The following is a 15429-nucleotide window of genomic DNA, read 5'->3' as shown; positions in this document are numbered from 1 at the left end:
GTTAAGCGAGCAGTAATCAAAGCCTTCGGGGCGCTGCGAATGATTGAAGCGGCTTACACAGTCGGTGCATTTGGGGGGCAGGAGGGGGCCGCGGAGTCCGGTTGGCGGTCCTGAAGCGCGTGGCGCATCGACGATTTTCGCGCGCAACTCTTATATAAGACATAAGACATTTGACCTTGCATGGGCATTGCAATTAAAATCGCGATCGAAGCAGTGCCCGGCACAGCTTGGAGTGCCTTAAAAGCCTTTCCCTGAAACGCAAATACCAGCAGGTCCCCCATGCTTGAAAATTTTCGTGCTCACGTGGCCGCGCGCGCCGCGCTCGGCATTCCTCCCCTGCCGCTGACGGCTCAGCAGACCGCCGAGCTGGTCGAACTCCTGACGAACCCGCCCGCTGGCGAAGAGCAGACGCTGCTCGACCTGATCACCAACCGCGTGCCCGCCGGTGTGGACGAAGCCGCCCGCGTGAAGGCAGGCTTCCTCGCCGCCGTGGCCAACGGCCAGACCGCCTGCGCGCTGATCTCGCGCGCCCGTGCCACCGAACTGCTCGGCACGATGCTGGGCGGCTACAACATCCAGCCGCTGATCGAACTGCTGTCCGACGCCGAAGTGGGCACCGTGGCCGCCGACGCGCTGAAGAAAACCCTGCTGATGTTCGACCAGTTCCACGACGTCAAGGAACTGGCCGACAAGGGCAACGCCAATGCGAAGGCCGTGATGCAAAGCTGGGCCGACGCCGAATGGTTCACGAGCCGTCCGGAAGTGCCGCAAAGCCTGACCATCACCGTCTTCAAGGTGACGGGCGAAACCAATACCGACGACCTGTCGCCGGCCCCGGATGCGACCACCCGTCCGGACATCCCGCTGCACGCACTGGCGATGCTGAAGAACGCGCGTCCCGGTATCACGCCGGAAGAGGACGGCAAGCGCGGCCCGGTCAAGTTCATCGAGTCGCTGAAGGAAAAGGGCCACCTGGTCGCGTACGTGGGCGACGTGGTCGGCACCGGCTCCTCGCGCAAGTCGGCCACCAACTCGGTGCTGTGGTTCACGGGCGAAGACATCCCCTTCATCCCGAACAAGCGCTTCGGCGGCGTGTGCCTTGGCGGCAAGATCGCCCCGATCTTCTACAACACGATGGAAGACGCCGGCGCTCTGCCGATCGAACTCGACGTGTCGCAGATGGAAATGGGCGACGTGGTCGAACTGCGCCCGTACGAAGGCAAAGCCCTGAAGAACGGCGCAGTGATCGCCGAGTTCCAGGTCAAGTCCGACGTGCTGTTCGATGAAGTGCGCGCGGGCGGCCGCATTCCGCTGATCATCGGCCGCGGCCTGACCGCCAAGGCACGCGAAGCGCTGGGCCTCGCCCCGTCGACGCTGTTCCGCCTGCCGCAGCAGCCCGCCAATAGCGGCAAGGGCTTCTCGCTGGCGCAGAAGATGGTCGGCCGCGCTTGCGGTCTGCCGGAAGGCCAGGGCGTCCGTCCGGGCACATACTGCGAACCGAAGATGACCTCGGTCGGCTCGCAGGACACCACGGGCCCGATGACCCGCGACGAACTGAAGGACCTGGCGTGCCTCGGCTTCTCGGCCGATCTCGTCATGCAGTCGTTCTGTCACACCGCCGCTTATCCGAAGCCGGTGGACGTCAAGACCCACCAGACGCTGCCGAACTTCATCAGCAACCGTGGCGGCATCGCGCTGCGCCCGGGCGACGGCGTGATCCACTCGTGGCTGAACCGCATGCTTTTGCCCGACACCGTGGGCACCGGCGGCGACTCGCACACGCGCTTCCCGATCGGCATCAGCTTCCCGGCCGGTTCGGGTCTGGTCGCCTTCGCGGCCGCCACCGGCACGATGCCGCTGGACATGCCGGAATCGGTGCTGGTCCGCTTCAAGGGCAAGATGCAGCCGGGCGTGACCCTGCGTGACCTCGTCAACGCAATCCCACTGTACGCGATCAAGCAAGGCACGCTGACGGTTGCCAAGCAAGGCAAGAAGAACATCTTCTCCGGCCGCATTCTCGAAATCGAAGGCCTGCCCGATCTGAAGGTCGAGCAAGCGTTCGAACTGTCGGATGCTTCCGCCGAGCGCTCGGCCGCCGGTTGCGCGGTGCACCTGAACAAGGAACCGATCATCGAATACCTGAACAGCAACGTCACGCTGCTGAAGTGGATGATCGCCCAGGGCTACCAGGATCCGCGCAGCCTGCAGCGCCGCATCAAGGCGATGGAGCAGTGGCTGGCCGACCCGCAACTGCTGTCGCCGGATGCCGACGCCGAATACGCAGCCGTCATCGAGATCGATCTCGCCGACATCCACGAGCCGATCGTGGCCTGCCCGAACGATCCGGACGACGTGAAGACGCTGTCCGACGTAGCCGGCGCGAAGATCGACGAAGTGTTCATCGGCTCGTGCATGACCAACATTGGTCACTTCCGCGCCGCGTCGAAGCTGCTGGAAGGTAAGCGCGACATCCCGGTCAAGCTGTGGGTGGCCCCGCCGACCAAGATGGACCAGAAGCAACTGACCGAGGAAGGCCATTACGGCGTCTTCGGCACGGCTGGTGCGCGTACCGAAATGCCGGGCTGCTCGCTGTGCATGGGCAATCAGGCACAGGTGCGCGAAGGCGCGACGGTCATGTCGACGTCGACCCGTAACTTCCCGAACCGCCTCGGCAAGAACACGAACGTGTACCTCGGCTCGGCGGAACTGGCGGCGATCTGCTCGCGCCTCGGCAAGATCCCGACCAAGGAAGAGTACATGGCCGACATGAGCGTGCTCAACGCCAACGGCGACAAGATCTATCAATACATGAACTTCGACCAGATCGAAGACTTCAAGGAAGTCGCCGACGCCGTGACGATGTAAGTGTGCTGTCGGACTACGGCGTGTGCTTCGCGTCGTAGCGCCACGAAATGGCGCCGTGGGCTGAATGCCTGCGGCGCCATTTTTTTTTGCGGCGTTCGAGTCGAGGTCGGCGCGCGGCAGCCTCGCCGGGATCGCAGAGGAATCTCAGGGCCTGGCGATAGCCGATCCGCATCGCAAGACAAACCCCGCGACCTGGTCCAACGCGTATCGGGCGCTTGCAAGCTCGTCGGTCGAGCGCTGGAACGCGTGATGGAGTCCCTCGTAGATTTCCAACTGCACCGTGTTTCCCCGCTGCGCAGCGGCAGCCGCGTAGCGCCGGGCGTCGTCGAGCAGCCGTTCGTCCGTGCCGGCCTGAATGGCGATTCCACGCAGCGTCCAGAAGAAGGCCGAACGGAATACAATCAATTCCACTCTGGATTCACACCGGCGACGCGGAACAGATTCGCGCTGCCGTCCTCGCCCATATGGGACTGGTTCAAGCGCCGGCGTGGCTCTTTGCGCCGGAGATCGCCAGCGGTGCGGTCGTCAGCCTGTTGCCGGATTTCGCGCCGGCGCCGATGCCCATCCACGCCGTTCATCCTGCCGGCCGACGATTGCCGACCAAGACCCGCGTATTTATCGATTTCGTTTCGGAAATTCTCACGTCTGATCCCGGTGCGGCCTTTGTCCCGGTCAGGACCTAGCGAGTGTTCCGCCGACACCGGATCATGCCGAACAGGGATCGCGGTCCGGCCTTACCGCGCCGCAGCCAATCCCCGGTCGACAAGGCACTTGCCCCGTCCGACAATGCTTGGCGAAACACGGTCGAACCGGCTGTGATCCAAGCGTCTTTTTCCAATGCGGCGTGGGTCCCAGGTGGTCGTCCGCGATTTTTTTGACGCCCCCTGTCCGTCAGCATGCGGCCCGCGCGTCATTGTGATGGCGGCCGATGCAATTCATCCGCCTCAACCCCATGACGGAGGCTCAAATGGAATACCTGTTGATGATCTACTCGGAAGAAAACGGCTGGAACAAGATGACCGACAGCGAGCGGCAGCAAGGCGTTGCCGCCTATCACGCGTACACCGAATCGTTGAAGAAAGCGGGGGCTCTGGTGGGGGCCAACCGGCTGCAGCACACGAACACGGCCACCACGGTGCGGCTCGTCGACGGCAAGCCGCAGGTGCTCGATGGACCGTATTCCGATTCGAAGGAGCAACTCGCCGGCTACTACCTGATCGACGTGCCGAACCTCGACGCGGCGATGTCGTGGGCGTCGCGTTGTCCGGGCGCGGCGCACGGCGTCATGGAGGTGCGCCCGGTCTGGACCGCCCCTTACGAGGCACCCACTGCATGAGTGCGTCCGGCGGCGCCCTTGGCGATGATGGCGCCGCGCGTTCGATTGCCGAGGCGGTCGCTCGCCGCAGCTACGGCAAGCTCGTCGCGCTGCTGGCAATGCGCACGCGCGACGTCGCCGCAGCCGAGGACGCGCTCGCCGACGCATTCGCGGCCGCGCTCGCGGACTGGCCGGAGCACGGCTGTCCCGCGAGTCCTGAAGCGTGGCTGATGACGGTCGCGCGCCGCCGGGCGATCGATGGCGCGCGTCGCCGCCAGGTTGGCGACGACGTGGCGAACCAGTTGATGATCCTCGCCGACGAGATCGACGAGAGTGAGGCAGGCGCGTTGCCCGACCGGCGGCTTGCGCTGCTGTTCGCGTGCACGCACCCTGCGCTCGAGGCCGCGATTCGGACGCCGCTGATGCTGCAAGTGGTGTTGGGGCTGGAAGCGAAGACGATTGCGTCGGCGTTCCTGATGTCGCCCGCCGCGATGAGCAAACGTCTCGTGCGGGCGAAGACCAAGATCCGCGAAGCGGGCATTCCGTTCAGCGTGCCCGAGCGCGAGGAGCTGCCCGGCCGGCTCGACGCGGTGCTCGAAGCGGTCTATGCGGCGTACGCGGAAGGTTGGACGGACCCGGTCGGCGGCGATACCGAGCGGCGCGACCTCGCCGACGAGGCGCTGTATCTCGCGCAACTGCTCGTCGAGTTGCTTCCCGACGAACCGGAGACGTTGGGCCTGCTCGCGCTGATGCTGTTTGCACAGGCGCGGCGTGATGCGCGACGCGATGCGGCTGGCGACTACGTGCCGCTGTCGGCCCAGGACCCTGCAACGTGGAACGCGCCGATGATCGACGCGGCGAACGCACTGCTGCGGCGCGCGAACGCGCGCAACGCAATTGGGCGCTTTCAGCTCGAGGCCGCGCTGCAGTCGGCGCATGTGGATCGCTGCCGGACGCGTCGCCCGAACTGGGACGAAATCGTGCAGCTCTACGATGGGCTGCTCGCCATTGCAGCGTCGCCGGTAGTGGCTGTGAACCGCGCGCTGGCCGTGGCGGAACGTGACAGCCCGCAAGCGGCGCTCGACGCGCTGGCGCCGTATGCGGACGATCCGAGGCTGGCCGACTACCAGCCCTACTGGGCCGCACGCGCCAATCTGCTCGCGCGTACCGGCGCGACTGCGCAAGCACTCGACGCGTACGATCTGGCAATCGGCCTTGAGCGTGATCCGGCCGTGCGCCGGTTCCTGCAGCGCAAGCGAATGGAGCTTGCATCGAAGAGCAGTTAGCGGAGTGGGTTGCGTTTGCCTGCTTCGTCAGGTCGGGCGTGGCGGCTTTGCCCCGACAGGCCTGCGCCTGAACCTTACCGCTCCGGCTGCAACAACCCCCAGCTCACGAGAATCGCCTGGATGCTGCGCGCGTAGGCGTCGCGCTCGTGCGGCGATTCCGAGTGATACGCTCCGATTGCGCGCCATGTGTTGCCGTATCGCACCATCTTCTGCTTGAGCAGCCACGCGGCCACGAAGATATTCACGCACGGGTCCGTGAGCGCGCGGTGCGGAATGCCCCGGCTCTCGAGTTCAGGAAAGTGGATCGAATTGATCTGCAATTGTCCCACGTCGATCGAACCGTTGGCGTTGCGGTTGATGGCGCTCGCGTCGCCTTTCGATTCGCGCCATGCCACGGCGCGCAGCACGTGCGGATTGACGCCCTGGTAAGCGCTGGCCTTGTCGAAGCAATCGTCGGCGGACGGGGCGGCTTGCGCGGCCGAACTGCCGAGCGCCAGCAGCGCCGCCCAGGCGCATAGGGCCCACGACCGCAAAGGGCGGAAGGCGTTGGTCTTGTGCTGGTCCATGAGTCGGGGCTCCAGGTTCTGCTTTACTGCGCCAGCGCGGAATCGAGCTGCCGCTCGATGTCCTTGAGATAGGTGCGCGACGCATCGGAGACGACGAGGCGCGGCGTGGGCATCGCGCAGCGGCAATCGTGCTGGTGCGTCTTCTTCTTGTTGTGCGACGTCGAGCGAGGCGCGGGAAGATCGTCGTCGTCGCCGGTGGAGGGCGGCAGCATGGAGAGCGTGGGCAGCGGCGGGTAGACCTTGTCCGCAGAGGCTGTGGTGACAGCGGTGGCAGTGCCGGCCGCAGTCGCAGGCGCGCTGGCAGCGGGCTGGCCCGCCCATGCGGCCGAACCTAAGCATAGCGATGCCGCGGCGAAAGCAATCAGGCGCATCGTGTCAGCTCCCCGCATGTAGCGGCTGGATCGAGACGCTGTACGTCTGGTTCGCGCCGCTCGTAAGGTTTTCGAGCGTGGGTTTGAGCCCCTGTTGCGGCACGCCCCGCCAGATCGCCTGGTTGATGTACTTGAAGTCCTGGCCCAGCGCCGTTACGCGGATCACAGTGGGCTGCTTCTGCGCGGCGGCGAGCGCACCCGCCTTGGCGAGCACCGTAGTCAGTTGCGGATCGCGCGCGCCGAGTGCATCGGCGGGAATGTCGAACTTCATGATCACGTCCGACACCGCAGGTTTCTCGGCTTGAGCCGTATTGGGCTGCTGCAGTTGTGCACAGCCCGTTACAAACATTACGGCAAGTAAGAGCACAACGCGCGTCACGTCGGGGTCTCCAAAGTTTCGTGGCGATGTACGCGTTTTCGGCTTGGGATGCTCAGACTTGATACCTGGGGCAAACGTTTGCGAAAAAAGAAAGAGTTCGCTCTCGCGGCGCCGCTTCCCGGAAGGTTGCTGCGTGCACCTCCGCCTTCGAGCAAAGAACTTCTTACCCTGTCGGGTAAATCCGCAGCGATTGCTACGCGTACGCTCGTCGGAACGCGATCGACCTGGCGCCCCAACCCGACGAACCGACTCACGCATACCGCGCGAGAAACATATCCGCCGCCGCTTCCGCGATGCGCTTCTGCTCCTTGGCATCGAGCGGCACTTGCCCCATCGCCACTTGCGGCCAGAAGGCAAAAGCCTTCACGAGCCCCTGCAACTGCAGTGCCGCGAAGACGGGGTCATCGGTCTTGATGCGGCCGTCCGCGGCGGCCGCCCGGACCCACGCCGTCAGATCTTCCTCGCGTTCCCCCATGCGAGCGACCATGTCCCGCGCGCGCTTCGGTGAATGGATACCAGCCGCGATCGCCACCCGGGCAAGCGACAAAAAGGACTCGTCGTGAAGCAGCCGCAGCTTGCGCTCCAGCAGATCGAGCAACTGCGCGCGCAACGGTTGGTCAGCACGATAAGAAGGCGCATCGCCGTCCTGGCTCGCGTCCCACAGCTGATGGAGAATCGCCGCGAAAAGCGCTTCCTTGCTCGGGAAATGGTTATAGACCGTGCGCTTCGAGACATTCGCGCGGGCGGCGATACGGTCCATGCTGGTAGCGTCGTAGCCGGCCGCGAGGAATTCCTCGATCGCTGCAGCGACGATCGCGACGCGCTTTCGGTCAGTCAGACGTTGGGGGCGGGCACAGGATTCCATCCAACGATTTTACACTGGCCAGTTTACTTTTCTTGAGAACAAACTACACTGCCGAGTGTAAATTTTCTTCGGAAGGTCAACTTCATGACGTCGCTTCCCGCCTTTGTCCGCCGAATGCTCGGCGTGAACGCCGCACAACGCAGCCGCGCGAGGTTCAGCCTGTCGCCGCAGCATGACGGCGAGCGCTTTCGCAACGTCAAGCCGCGTCCGGCGGAAAGCCTGCGCAAAACGCTCGGCCTCGCGTGGACGGTGCTGTTCAACAAGCCGCGCGGCACCGTGCCGGCCGACGCGTTGCCGGTCGAAACGCTGACGCGCGCGCAACTCGACGCGGCGCCCGACCGCAGCCTGTACCGGCTCGGTCATTCGACGATGCTGCTGAAGTTGCGCGGCAAGTTCTGGCTGACCGATCCCGTGTTCGCCGAGCGGGCGTCTCCGTTCCGCAATCTCGGTCCGAAGCGCTTTCATGCGCCGCCGATCTCGCTCGACGATTTGCCGCCGCTGCACGGCGTGATCCTGTCGCACGATCACTACGACCATCTCGACCGCGAAACCGTGCTGATACTGGCGCAGCGTACCGAGGTGTTTTTGACGCCGCTTGGGGTCGGCGACCGGCTCATCGAATGGGGTATCGACGCGGCAAAGGTCCGGCAGTTCGACTGGTGGCAGGGCACGGCTGTCGAGGGTATCGAGTTCACCGCGACGCCCGCCCAGCACTTCTCCGGGCGCAGCCTGTTCGACGGCAACCGGACGTTGTGGGCGTCGTGGGTGATCGTCGATCACGATTTGCGCGTGTTTTTCAGCGGCGACACCGGTTACTTCGAGGGTTTCAGCGCGATCGGCGAGCGCCTCGGACCATTCGACGTCACGTTGATCGAGACCGGCGCGTACGACGCGATGTGGCCATACGTCCATATGCAGCCCGAAGAAACCGTGCAGGCACATATCGACCTGCGCGGCCGCTGGCTCGTGCCGATCCATAACGGCACCTTCGACCTCGCGATGCATCGCTGGCAGGAGCCGTTCGAAAGGGTGACGGGGCTGGCGCTCGCGCGAGGCGTCGCGCTGTCGACACCGCGCATGGGCGAGCGGCTCGATCTGACTGCGGTGCATCGCGGCGAACGCTGGTGGCGCGACGTTGCGCAAACCGCTGCCGTGCGGAAGGCTTCGTGGCGGATGTGCGCGGCGCGCGGGGTCCAGGAGGGGGAGTCGTCCTGAGGTCGTTGGCACCGCCACGTTTTTGCGGCGGACGAGAGCGCCCGAGCGGACTGTTTCTCGGCGGTTCGCTGGTGCGGCGCGCGCACGTTGCCGTTCCCGCCGAAGCGCTCGCGACCTCGAAGTACGCTCCGTCGGAACTGTCCGCCGCGGCGTGATACGCAACCGTCGATCTGCGGGTTAATTCTTCAGGTCGGCGAGAATGCGTTCCGCGAGAAAATCGCACACAGGCCGTTTCGAAGCGGCACTTCGCGCCAGCACGACTTCAAGCGTGCCGATTTCCGGCAGGCCATTCGCGGTTCCCAGCAGCGAGAAGTGAGCCGGTACCGCGCACTTCGCCAAAGGCGTCACCGCGAGTCCGGCCTCGGCCATCGTCAGCAGACCCAGCAGACTCGGACTTTCATACGAGGTTCGATACGTGATGCGCGCGCGCTCCAGGCTCCGGATGGCTTTCTCCCGCGCGACGCTGCCGGGCAAAAACACGGCGATGGGCAAGGGCCTTTCACGCCAGATCTCGGTCGCGCCTGGCGCGGCGGCCCAGACCATCGGTTCATGACGCAGGAACTCGCCGTGTAATCCTTTCACGCGCGTCGCGCAGACGAGATCGACCGTGCCGTCTTTCAACATGGGCTCGAGAGCGACGCTTGGCAGGCCCACTACCTGAATCTCCGCCTTCGGATAGGTCGCCGAGAATTTCTTGAGGATCGGCGGGAACAGTGACGTCGCATAGTCGTCAGGCACGCCGATCACCACGCGTCCGGTCACGTCGGGCCGTACCACCGCTGCCCACGCTTCGTCGCGCAGGGCGATCATCCGCCGCGCGTAGGTCAACAGCATTTCGCCGTCCTGCGTCGGCACCACGCTGCGAGGCTTGCGCACGAAAAGCGCCTTGCCGAGCGCCGTCTCGAGCGTCTTGATCTGCATGCTCACCGCCGATTGCGAACGATGCACGACCTGCGCCGCGCGACTAATCGTGCCGGCGTCCGCGACCGCGATGATCATGGACAGCACGTCCAGATCGAGCGCTTTCATTTCCGTTGCCATGATGGTTGATATCAGAAAAGTAGATCGATTCCATCAATATTATGCGATTTTCTTTTGCGAGCACACCCTCGATAGTGGCGGCAAAGGAGCCTTGTGATGAATGCACGTACCAGCCCATCGATTCTGGCCTCGGCCGTTGGCGCGTCCGCGCCATCGTTTGTGACCACCGCATCGAGTCTTGCGATACCGTATGTCGAGTCCGGGCGCGGCGAGCCGATGGTGTTCGTGCACGGCTCGCTTTGCGACTATCGCTATTGGGACGCCCAGATGGCCTCCCTGTCGGGCCGGTTTCGCTGCTTCGCGCCGAGCTTGAGCCATTACTGGCCCGAGATCGATGCATTTGGACACAGCGACTTCAGTTGGGAGGCGCACGTCGAGGAAATTGCCGGATTCATCACGGCGCTCGACCTTGCTCCCGTTCATCTGGTCGGTCACTCGCGGGGTGGGTGCGTGGCTTTCCATCTCGCGCGCGAATTTCCGCGCCTCGTGAAAACGCTGACGCTAGCCGATCCCGGCGGCCCGCTGCAAACCGAACCGAGGGGGCAGCCTGCGTTCATGCCGCCGGCGACCAACGTGTTGCGCGCACGGGTCGCGGAACTGATCGAGCGGGGCGAGTTCGACGCCGGCTTGTCGATGTTCGTCGACTCGGTGAGCATGCCGGGGTTCTGGAACAAAAGTCCGGAGAGCTTTCGTCGCATGGCGCTCGACAACGCGCTCACGCTGCCAAAGCAGTTGCTCGATCCGCTTCCCGCCTATACGCCGGAAGCCGCGCGCGATATCAAGTGCCGTACGTTGTTGATCGATGGCCAGAAAAGTCCCCGTATGTTCCGCAATACGGTCGACAAGCTCGAACAGTGGATCGAGTTTGCGGAACGCGAAACGATCGACGGTGCGTCGCATGGGATGAATGTCGCGAGACCGGATGCGTTCAACAGGGCGGTTGCGACTTTCGCGGCGTAGCCCGGTCGACGGCAGAGTGCTCCGGCGTGCACGCTGGTTTTCCCGGCCAGCAAGGTATCGATCTTGTGATCCTGGGACAGCAACTCGGCCGCCGTATTCGAATGAACGACCGAGCCGCGCTCGAGCACCACGGCGTTGTGCGTGATGCCCAGCGCCTTGCGCGCGTTCTGCTCGATCAGAATCACTGAGAGGCCTTCGTCGCGGATGATCTCCGAGAGGATGCGCGTCAAGTCCTGCACGATAATCGGCGCGAGGCGACGGCTTCAGCCGAAGCACGCTGCCTCTTCATTGGGCGGCCAGAGGCAGCCGGACACAGTTCTTGCTCGCGTATTCATCGATTCATCAATTCGGCGGGCCAGGCGCAAAGCCGGCACGCATAGTGCTGACGCGCGAGCGCCGTCGTGCCAGCGGGCGACTCGAGCGCAGCGTCGAACGAACCCGCGGTCACGACGACGCCCGATGCCATGCAACCGGGCCCTCGACCAAAGGAGGACTTTCAATGAAAGACATCGATCTGAACCAGCGCGTAGAAGAAATCGAACTGGCTCTTTCCACACTATTCGAGTCGCCGAAGGCGCCCGCGATCAGCAGCTACGACGACGGCCGGACGTTCTTCATCCAGGCCTCCTGGGTCGTCGAGTCACACGGCGACACGACGCTGGATGCGCGATGCGTGCTCACACTTCACTTTTCGGATTCGCAGATTCAGCGTTACGCGCAGATGGACACGGCACAACGTATCCTCGTGCGCGAACGCCTCTGCCAAATGGTCCGCGATCGACTCCGAGCGGAAGGCGGTGAGTTGCCCTTGCGGGGAGATTGCGCGGAAGACCTGCATGTGGAGGATCGGCTGCTGGATGTCGACGATCAGCTCTGATCCATCGCGGACGGCGTACGTCCGCGGCTTGGCGATTGGCTGTCCGAGCCGGCAGCCGCCTGCCAATCGAGTTGCGCCCGAATCTCCACGATGTAGCGAGGTCGAAAAGTGACTAGCACGATTCTTCGCTCGGGACTGGGGGCGGGAGCGACTCGAGCAACTTCAAGAGCCTTGCCTGCTGCTGCGGAGTCAGTCCTTGAGTAGCGCTCACCTGCTGAACACGCGCGCGCCAGTAGGTCCGGCTGAACAACGAATCCGCGCCATCGGAGGACAGGATCCGTTCGAGATGGGAAATCGCATCTCCAGCGGTCAGGGGTGTATAGGGGCTCTCCCTGTCCGGGGGCCCTTTCTTGATTGTGGTTTTCATCCACTTCTCTCAGGTGGTGACCGGCTGGGTCCGGTCGTGTACGTCCGGCTTCAATTGGCCGGTTCGTGCCAAACAACCCATGCGGGGCGCGCGCCCGTCAGCTACCTGGCGGGCCAGGTAGCATGACGCGCGCGGGGTCGCATGGCGACGCGACCCATTGCTAGCGGCACGGCCCCGGTGTTCAGCAAAGCTCCGCGGCGGCCACCCACGGCATCGTCTCGAACTGCCTGAGAACGGTGTGCAGCGATCCGGAGAACCTGTCGGCAAACGCGATCGTCATGTCTTCGACGTCACGTTTGCGGTTGCTCGTAATCCTTACGTCCTCGATGGCATCTGCGACCGGCATCAATACCTGCCACACTGCGGCGACCCGCATGCAGCCGCGCCTCGTACGAACCGTAATCTGATGGCTTGTGGCCTTTAGTTGTCCGGTGGTTTCCGGTGTCATTCTTCAGCCCTCTCGATGTATCTGATTTGTTATTGGCACGGACGATGCACCTACATTCGCCCGCGCGGTTGATGCCACCACTCATGATGATCCAGATGTCGTAGCAGTCGTGCCCGTCTGCGCTCACGGCGATAGTGATCAATCACCATCAGCATTGCGATGCTGAGGGCCGAGCCCCCAATAATCAGGCCCATCCAGGTCTCACTCATGACACGTTCCTCTCATGGAAGCACAGGGGTGTTGCGTGAATGGTTCACGCCGCTTCGTCCGATGTTCCGGCGCATACCGGCGCGGTGTGTCACGTTACTGCATGTGCTGGCCGCCGTTGATCGCGATATTGGAGCCGGTCACGAAGCCGGCATCGTCCGAGCAGAGATAGAGCACGAGCGCCGCGACTTCCTCGGGCTTGCCGAGACGGCCCATGGGGATATGCGGCAGGATCTTCGTATCGAGGATGTCCTGCGGAATCGCGGTGACCATCCTGGTGGCCAGGTAGCCCGGCGAAATCGTGTTGACGGTGACCCCTTTGCGCGCCACTTCCAGTGCTAGCGACTTGGTGAAGCCGTGCATGCCGGCCTTGGCCGCGGCGTAGTTGGTCTGGCCGACCGAGCCTTTTGAACCGTTGACGGACGAAATATTGACGACGCGCCCCCAGCCTCGTGCGACCATCTCTTCGCACAGCGGCTTGGTCATGTTGAAGACCGAATCGAGGTTCGTGCGAATGACCGCATCCCAGTTCACCTTGTCCATCTTCCTGAGAGTCATGTCCTGGGTGATCCCCGCGTTGTTGACCAGGATGTCGACCGGGCCGACCTCCGCCCGAATCTTGTCCGCGCAACGCTGGCATGAGTCGTAGTCGGCCACGTCGACCGGGTAAGCGCGGAAGCTCCGGCCCTGAGTTTCCATGTCAGCCAGCCATTTGTCCGCACCGGTGTTGTTCGGCGAGTGCGTGACTACCACCGCATACCCTGCGTCGTGCAGTTTCGTACTGATCGCTTCTCCCAGGCCGCCCATGCCGCCCGTTACTACTACGATTCGTTTCGTCATCCTTTCCATCCGTGATCATAACGTCTGCGAGGATCGTGAATACCCAATGGCGGTCTCGCATACCCGCCATTGTTTTGCCACAATGCGCTGCCGCCTCCAGCGTCGAGGGAGGAACGGCTGCTGCATTGATTGAACTGCGCGGGTTTTTATGGGCTTGTGGTATTGCGCGAATGGAGCCGGGTGCGTCAGCTCGCGGCGATATGCCGCGCCGGCGCACTGCTCAAAGATTCCAGATGCCCCGAATGGTGTTTCTCGCCTGTCGGTTCAGGGCGGCGAGTTTCTGTGCCCTTCAAACGCTTCGCTGGCGAGCGAAAGAAAAATCGACGCATTCGTTCGGCAGAATTTCAGCAAATCTTCGGACGAAAGGTCTTTCATTGCTTCTCCCTGAATTGATTTCGAACCCACTTGCCCCGGAGACGACATGCGCAATGAATGTGCTGAATGTCAGTCGGAAACGATTCCAGAGCAAAAGTATTATTAGTAAGACTGAATAAACACCACAAAACCAGTTCGGCCTGGATCGCACTTCTGGTCGTCGGTATTCAACAGTCGAATGACGACACGGTGTCCATATCGGGTCGCGGCCGATCGGTTGGCCATAACCCTCGTCAGTCCGGCCGTGCCGCTGACCGGATGCTTCGCCCTGGATTTCAACTGTCATGAAATGACATAACAATCGATGTTAGAAGGTTCATTCTAACTTCAAATTGTTAAATTTTTGAGAAGAAGGGCTAGGTAAATACCCCTATTCCGAAAGGTCGGCTATCAGAGGAGATAGTCGAGCTAAGTCGACGTTCGAACGTCCGAACGAAGGACGCGCATGGCCAGCGATGATGAGTGCTCTCTCCGATTGCTTCGCGGAGCACCCCAACAATGTCACGAAAATGTCCCAAATGACAGGACACTGCAGTGAGCACCACCGGATGCATCATTGCATGTCATGCAAGAAAATGACAATTCAGCCGACGCTGTCAGACACTTCTGCCTGGGCCCGGCCGGCTCGCTGCACGAGGGGCGGCTGCCCAGGGAGCGTCGCTCGTCCGCGGCGCGTGCGGTAGAGAATGGCGAACGCTGCGGCGCGGCACGCATAGCGAATGCGTGTCGGCGGCGGTGAACGGGACCGGGTTTCCAAGGGCAACGCAGGCGCACCTAGAACACCGTTCGCACGCGAGCGTAAGATGGAAAGGATTGATCGATGAGTTTCAAGGGGGCGCCATGAAGACGGTGTGCCCGCTGCACGGGCCAACGACCATCGTCGGCACGAACGCGTATGGGTTTCCGATCTATGCGTGTTGCCGCGACGACGTTCCGTATGTCACGCCGCCGGACGCCTGTACGCGTGAACCGGCGCAACGCGGACAAGAATCTAAGCCGCCACCGCGGCAGCCTCAGGCAAACAAGGAACCACGCTGACGTTCGCGGGCAACGTCATACCCGCAGCGAAACCTTATCGGCTCCAGTTGCAGTCGATCAAGGCATCAACGAGGCGCCAGTCCTGCCAGTCGCAAAAGTCGAGCATCAGCGTGCCGCCTGGTTCCGGACGAGCCGCGAGTCGCTCCGCAAGTTGCTCGTGAATGCCGCCATGCCGTGTATCGCCACACGCCACGACGACCGGCGCCGCCGCCATCCCCGTGCCGCTGCAAAAGTTGATGACCCACCGCTTGCCGCACAGAGCGGGGGCGAGGTTCAACAGTGAATCGATGGCGCGCCATTTGTAAGCGATCGATGTCGGCACCGGCACGCGAAACTCGTCCTGAACGATGGCCGACATCCGGTCAGCCGGCGAAACGGTGTGATCAGTCAGGGCAGGGCGCAAGAAAACCTCTG

Annotated in this window: 17 protein-coding genes; 7 read left to right on the top strand and 10 right to left on the bottom strand. The window is 63.1% G+C overall.

Features of this window, described 5'->3' with window-relative positions; translation table 11 throughout:
• Nucleotides 1-279 precede the first annotated feature (279 nt).
• The gene (gene acnB / locus HDG37_RS04915; protein ID WP_184044883.1) at nt 280-2865 is read left to right on the top strand and encodes a bifunctional aconitate hydratase 2/2-methylisocitrate dehydratase; all 2586 of its coding nucleotides are present in this window, start codon (nt 280-282) and stop codon (nt 2863-2865) included.
• Between the two features lie 144 nt (nt 2866-3009).
• Here the strand turns inward: acnB and HDG37_RS39985 are convergent, their stop codons facing one another.
• Nucleotides 3010-3276: a hypothetical protein gene (locus HDG37_RS39985; RefSeq protein ID WP_311541075.1), complete on the bottom strand. Its 267-nt coding sequence runs from the start codon at nt 3274-3276 to the stop codon at nt 3010-3012.
• Here HDG37_RS39985 and HDG37_RS39980 point away from each other — a divergent pair.
• The 3 genes from HDG37_RS39980 to HDG37_RS04895 all read left to right on the top strand — a co-directional run bounded on the left by HDG37_RS39980 (nt 3261) and on the right by HDG37_RS04895 (nt 5466).
• Nucleotides 3261-3548, top strand: coding sequence for a LysR substrate-binding domain-containing protein (locus tag HDG37_RS39980; protein WP_311541071.1), 288 nt, complete (start codon nt 3261-3263; stop codon nt 3546-3548). The two genes, HDG37_RS39985 and HDG37_RS39980, sit on opposite strands and share 16 nt — an antisense overlap.
• A gap of 284 nt (nt 3549-3832) precedes the next feature.
• Complete coding sequence (locus HDG37_RS04900; protein WP_018422516.1) at nt 3833-4201, top strand: YciI family protein; 369 nt, start codon at nt 3833-3835, stop codon at nt 4199-4201.
• On the top strand, nt 4198-5466 hold the full coding sequence (locus HDG37_RS04895) for an RNA polymerase sigma factor (RefSeq protein WP_184044881.1): 1269 nt from the start codon (nt 4198-4200) through the stop codon (nt 5464-5466). The genes HDG37_RS04900 and HDG37_RS04895 overlap by 4 nt, the downstream gene beginning before the upstream one ends.
• A 74-nt stretch (nt 5467-5540) precedes the next feature.
• Here the strand turns inward: HDG37_RS04895 and HDG37_RS04890 are convergent, their stop codons facing one another.
• The 4 genes from HDG37_RS04890 to HDG37_RS04875 form a co-directional block, all read right to left on the bottom strand.
• Nucleotides 5541-6032 (bottom strand): lytic transglycosylase domain-containing protein, encoded by a 492-nt coding sequence (locus tag HDG37_RS04890; RefSeq protein ID WP_184044879.1) that lies wholly within the window; start codon nt 6030-6032, stop codon nt 5541-5543.
• Nucleotides 6033-6055: 23 nt separating this feature from the next.
• On the bottom strand, nt 6056-6403 hold the full coding sequence (locus HDG37_RS04885) for a hypothetical protein (RefSeq protein WP_184044876.1): 348 nt from the start codon (nt 6401-6403) through the stop codon (nt 6056-6058).
• A 4-nt stretch (nt 6404-6407) separates the two neighbouring features.
• Nucleotides 6408-6782: a hypothetical protein gene (locus HDG37_RS04880; protein ID WP_184044875.1), complete on the bottom strand. Its 375-nt coding sequence runs from the start codon at nt 6780-6782 to the stop codon at nt 6408-6410.
• A 250-nt stretch (nt 6783-7032) separates the two neighbouring features.
• On the bottom strand, nt 7033-7647 hold the full coding sequence (locus tag HDG37_RS04875; protein ID WP_184044873.1) for a TetR/AcrR family transcriptional regulator: 615 nt from the start codon (nt 7645-7647) through the stop codon (nt 7033-7035).
• 84 nt (nt 7648-7731) lie between these two features.
• Between HDG37_RS04875 and HDG37_RS04870 the strand changes: the two genes are divergently transcribed.
• Nucleotides 7732-8862, top strand: a complete 1131-nt coding sequence (locus HDG37_RS04870) for an MBL fold metallo-hydrolase (protein ID WP_184044871.1) — start codon at nt 7732-7734, stop codon at nt 8860-8862.
• A gap of 177 nt (nt 8863-9039) precedes the next feature.
• On the opposite strand, the gene HDG37_RS04865 is transcribed toward HDG37_RS04870, so the two are convergent.
• A complete protein-coding gene (locus HDG37_RS04865; protein WP_184044869.1) occupies nt 9040-9891 on the bottom strand; it encodes a LysR substrate-binding domain-containing protein in 852 nt (283 codons plus the stop codon).
• 108 nt (nt 9892-9999) lie between these two features.
• On the opposite strand from HDG37_RS04865, the gene HDG37_RS04860 reads away from it, so the two are divergent.
• Nucleotides 10000-10863 (top strand): alpha/beta fold hydrolase, encoded by an 864-nt coding sequence (locus HDG37_RS04860; RefSeq protein ID WP_184044867.1) that lies wholly within the window; start codon nt 10000-10002, stop codon nt 10861-10863.
• 499 nt (nt 10864-11362) lie between these two features.
• On the top strand, nt 11363-11740 hold the full coding sequence (locus tag HDG37_RS04855) for a DUF3022 domain-containing protein (protein WP_184044865.1): 378 nt from the start codon (nt 11363-11365) through the stop codon (nt 11738-11740).
• Nucleotides 11741-11852: 112 nt separating this feature from the next.
• On the opposite strand, the gene HDG37_RS39035 is transcribed toward HDG37_RS04855, so the two are convergent.
• From HDG37_RS39035 to HDG37_RS04840, 4 genes are all read right to left on the bottom strand, one after another.
• A complete protein-coding gene (locus HDG37_RS39035; RefSeq protein WP_260332753.1) occupies nt 11853-12107 on the bottom strand; it encodes a hypothetical protein in 255 nt (84 codons plus the stop codon).
• Between the two features lie 181 nt (nt 12108-12288).
• Nucleotides 12289-12555 (bottom strand): hypothetical protein, encoded by a 267-nt coding sequence (locus HDG37_RS04850; protein ID WP_184044863.1) that lies wholly within the window; start codon nt 12553-12555, stop codon nt 12289-12291.
• A 303-nt stretch (nt 12556-12858) separates the two neighbouring features.
• Nucleotides 12859-13602, bottom strand: coding sequence for an acetoacetyl-CoA reductase (gene phbB / locus HDG37_RS04845; protein WP_184044861.1), 744 nt, complete (start codon nt 13600-13602; stop codon nt 12859-12861).
• A 1447-nt stretch (nt 13603-15049) separates the two neighbouring features.
• A complete protein-coding gene (locus HDG37_RS04840) occupies nt 15050-15373 on the bottom strand; it encodes a hypothetical protein (RefSeq protein ID WP_184044859.1) in 324 nt (107 codons plus the stop codon).
• Nucleotides 15374-15429: the final 56 nt, after the last annotated feature.

The organism is Paraburkholderia sp. MM5384-R2 (assembly GCF_014201025.1).
Taxonomy (GTDB): Bacteria; Pseudomonadota; Gammaproteobacteria; order Burkholderiales; family Burkholderiaceae; genus Paraburkholderia; species Paraburkholderia tuberum.
The sequence above is the reverse complement of the archived record's forward strand: the minus strand, read 5'-3'. Positions and strand labels throughout refer to the sequence as shown.

Bases quoted from the DNA above. Each gene is read 5' to 3' on its own strand.
- acnB (WP_184044883.1), top strand. From the start codon at position 280: ATGCTTGAAAATTTTCGTGCTCACGTGGCCGCGCGCGCCGCGCTCGGC.
- HDG37_RS04900 (WP_018422516.1), top strand. From the start codon at position 3,833: ATGGAATACCTGTTGATGATCTACTCGGAAGAAAACGGCTGGAACAAG.
- HDG37_RS04895 (WP_184044881.1), top strand. From the start codon at position 4,198: ATGAGTGCGTCCGGCGGCGCCCTTGGCGATGATGGCGCCGCGCGTTCG.
- HDG37_RS04890 (WP_184044879.1), bottom strand. From the start codon at position 6,032: ATGGACCAGCACAAGACCAACGCCTTCCGCCCTTTGCGGTCGTGGGCC.
- HDG37_RS04885 (WP_184044876.1), bottom strand. From the start codon at position 6,403: ATGCGCCTGATTGCTTTCGCCGCGGCATCGCTATGCTTAGGTTCGGCC.
- HDG37_RS04875 (WP_184044873.1), bottom strand. From the start codon at position 7,647: ATGGAATCCTGTGCCCGCCCCCAACGTCTGACTGACCGAAAGCGCGTC.
- HDG37_RS04870 (WP_184044871.1), top strand. From the start codon at position 7,732: ATGACGTCGCTTCCCGCCTTTGTCCGCCGAATGCTCGGCGTGAACGCC.
- HDG37_RS04865 (WP_184044869.1), bottom strand. From the start codon at position 9,891: ATGAAAGCGCTCGATCTGGACGTGCTGTCCATGATCATCGCGGTCGCG.
- HDG37_RS04860 (WP_184044867.1), top strand. From the start codon at position 10,000: ATGAATGCACGTACCAGCCCATCGATTCTGGCCTCGGCCGTTGGCGCG.
- HDG37_RS04855 (WP_184044865.1), top strand. From the start codon at position 11,363: ATGAAAGACATCGATCTGAACCAGCGCGTAGAAGAAATCGAACTGGCT.
- HDG37_RS39035 (WP_260332753.1), bottom strand. From the start codon at position 12,107: ATGAAAACCACAATCAAGAAAGGGCCCCCGGACAGGGAGAGCCCCTAT.
- HDG37_RS04850 (WP_184044863.1), bottom strand. From the start codon at position 12,555: ATGACACCGGAAACCACCGGACAACTAAAGGCCACAAGCCATCAGATT.
- phbB (WP_184044861.1), bottom strand. From the start codon at position 13,602: ATGACGAAACGAATCGTAGTAGTAACGGGCGGCATGGGCGGCCTGGGA.
- HDG37_RS04840 (WP_184044859.1), bottom strand. From the start codon at position 15,373: ATGTCGGCCATCGTTCAGGACGAGTTTCGCGTGCCGGTGCCGACATCG.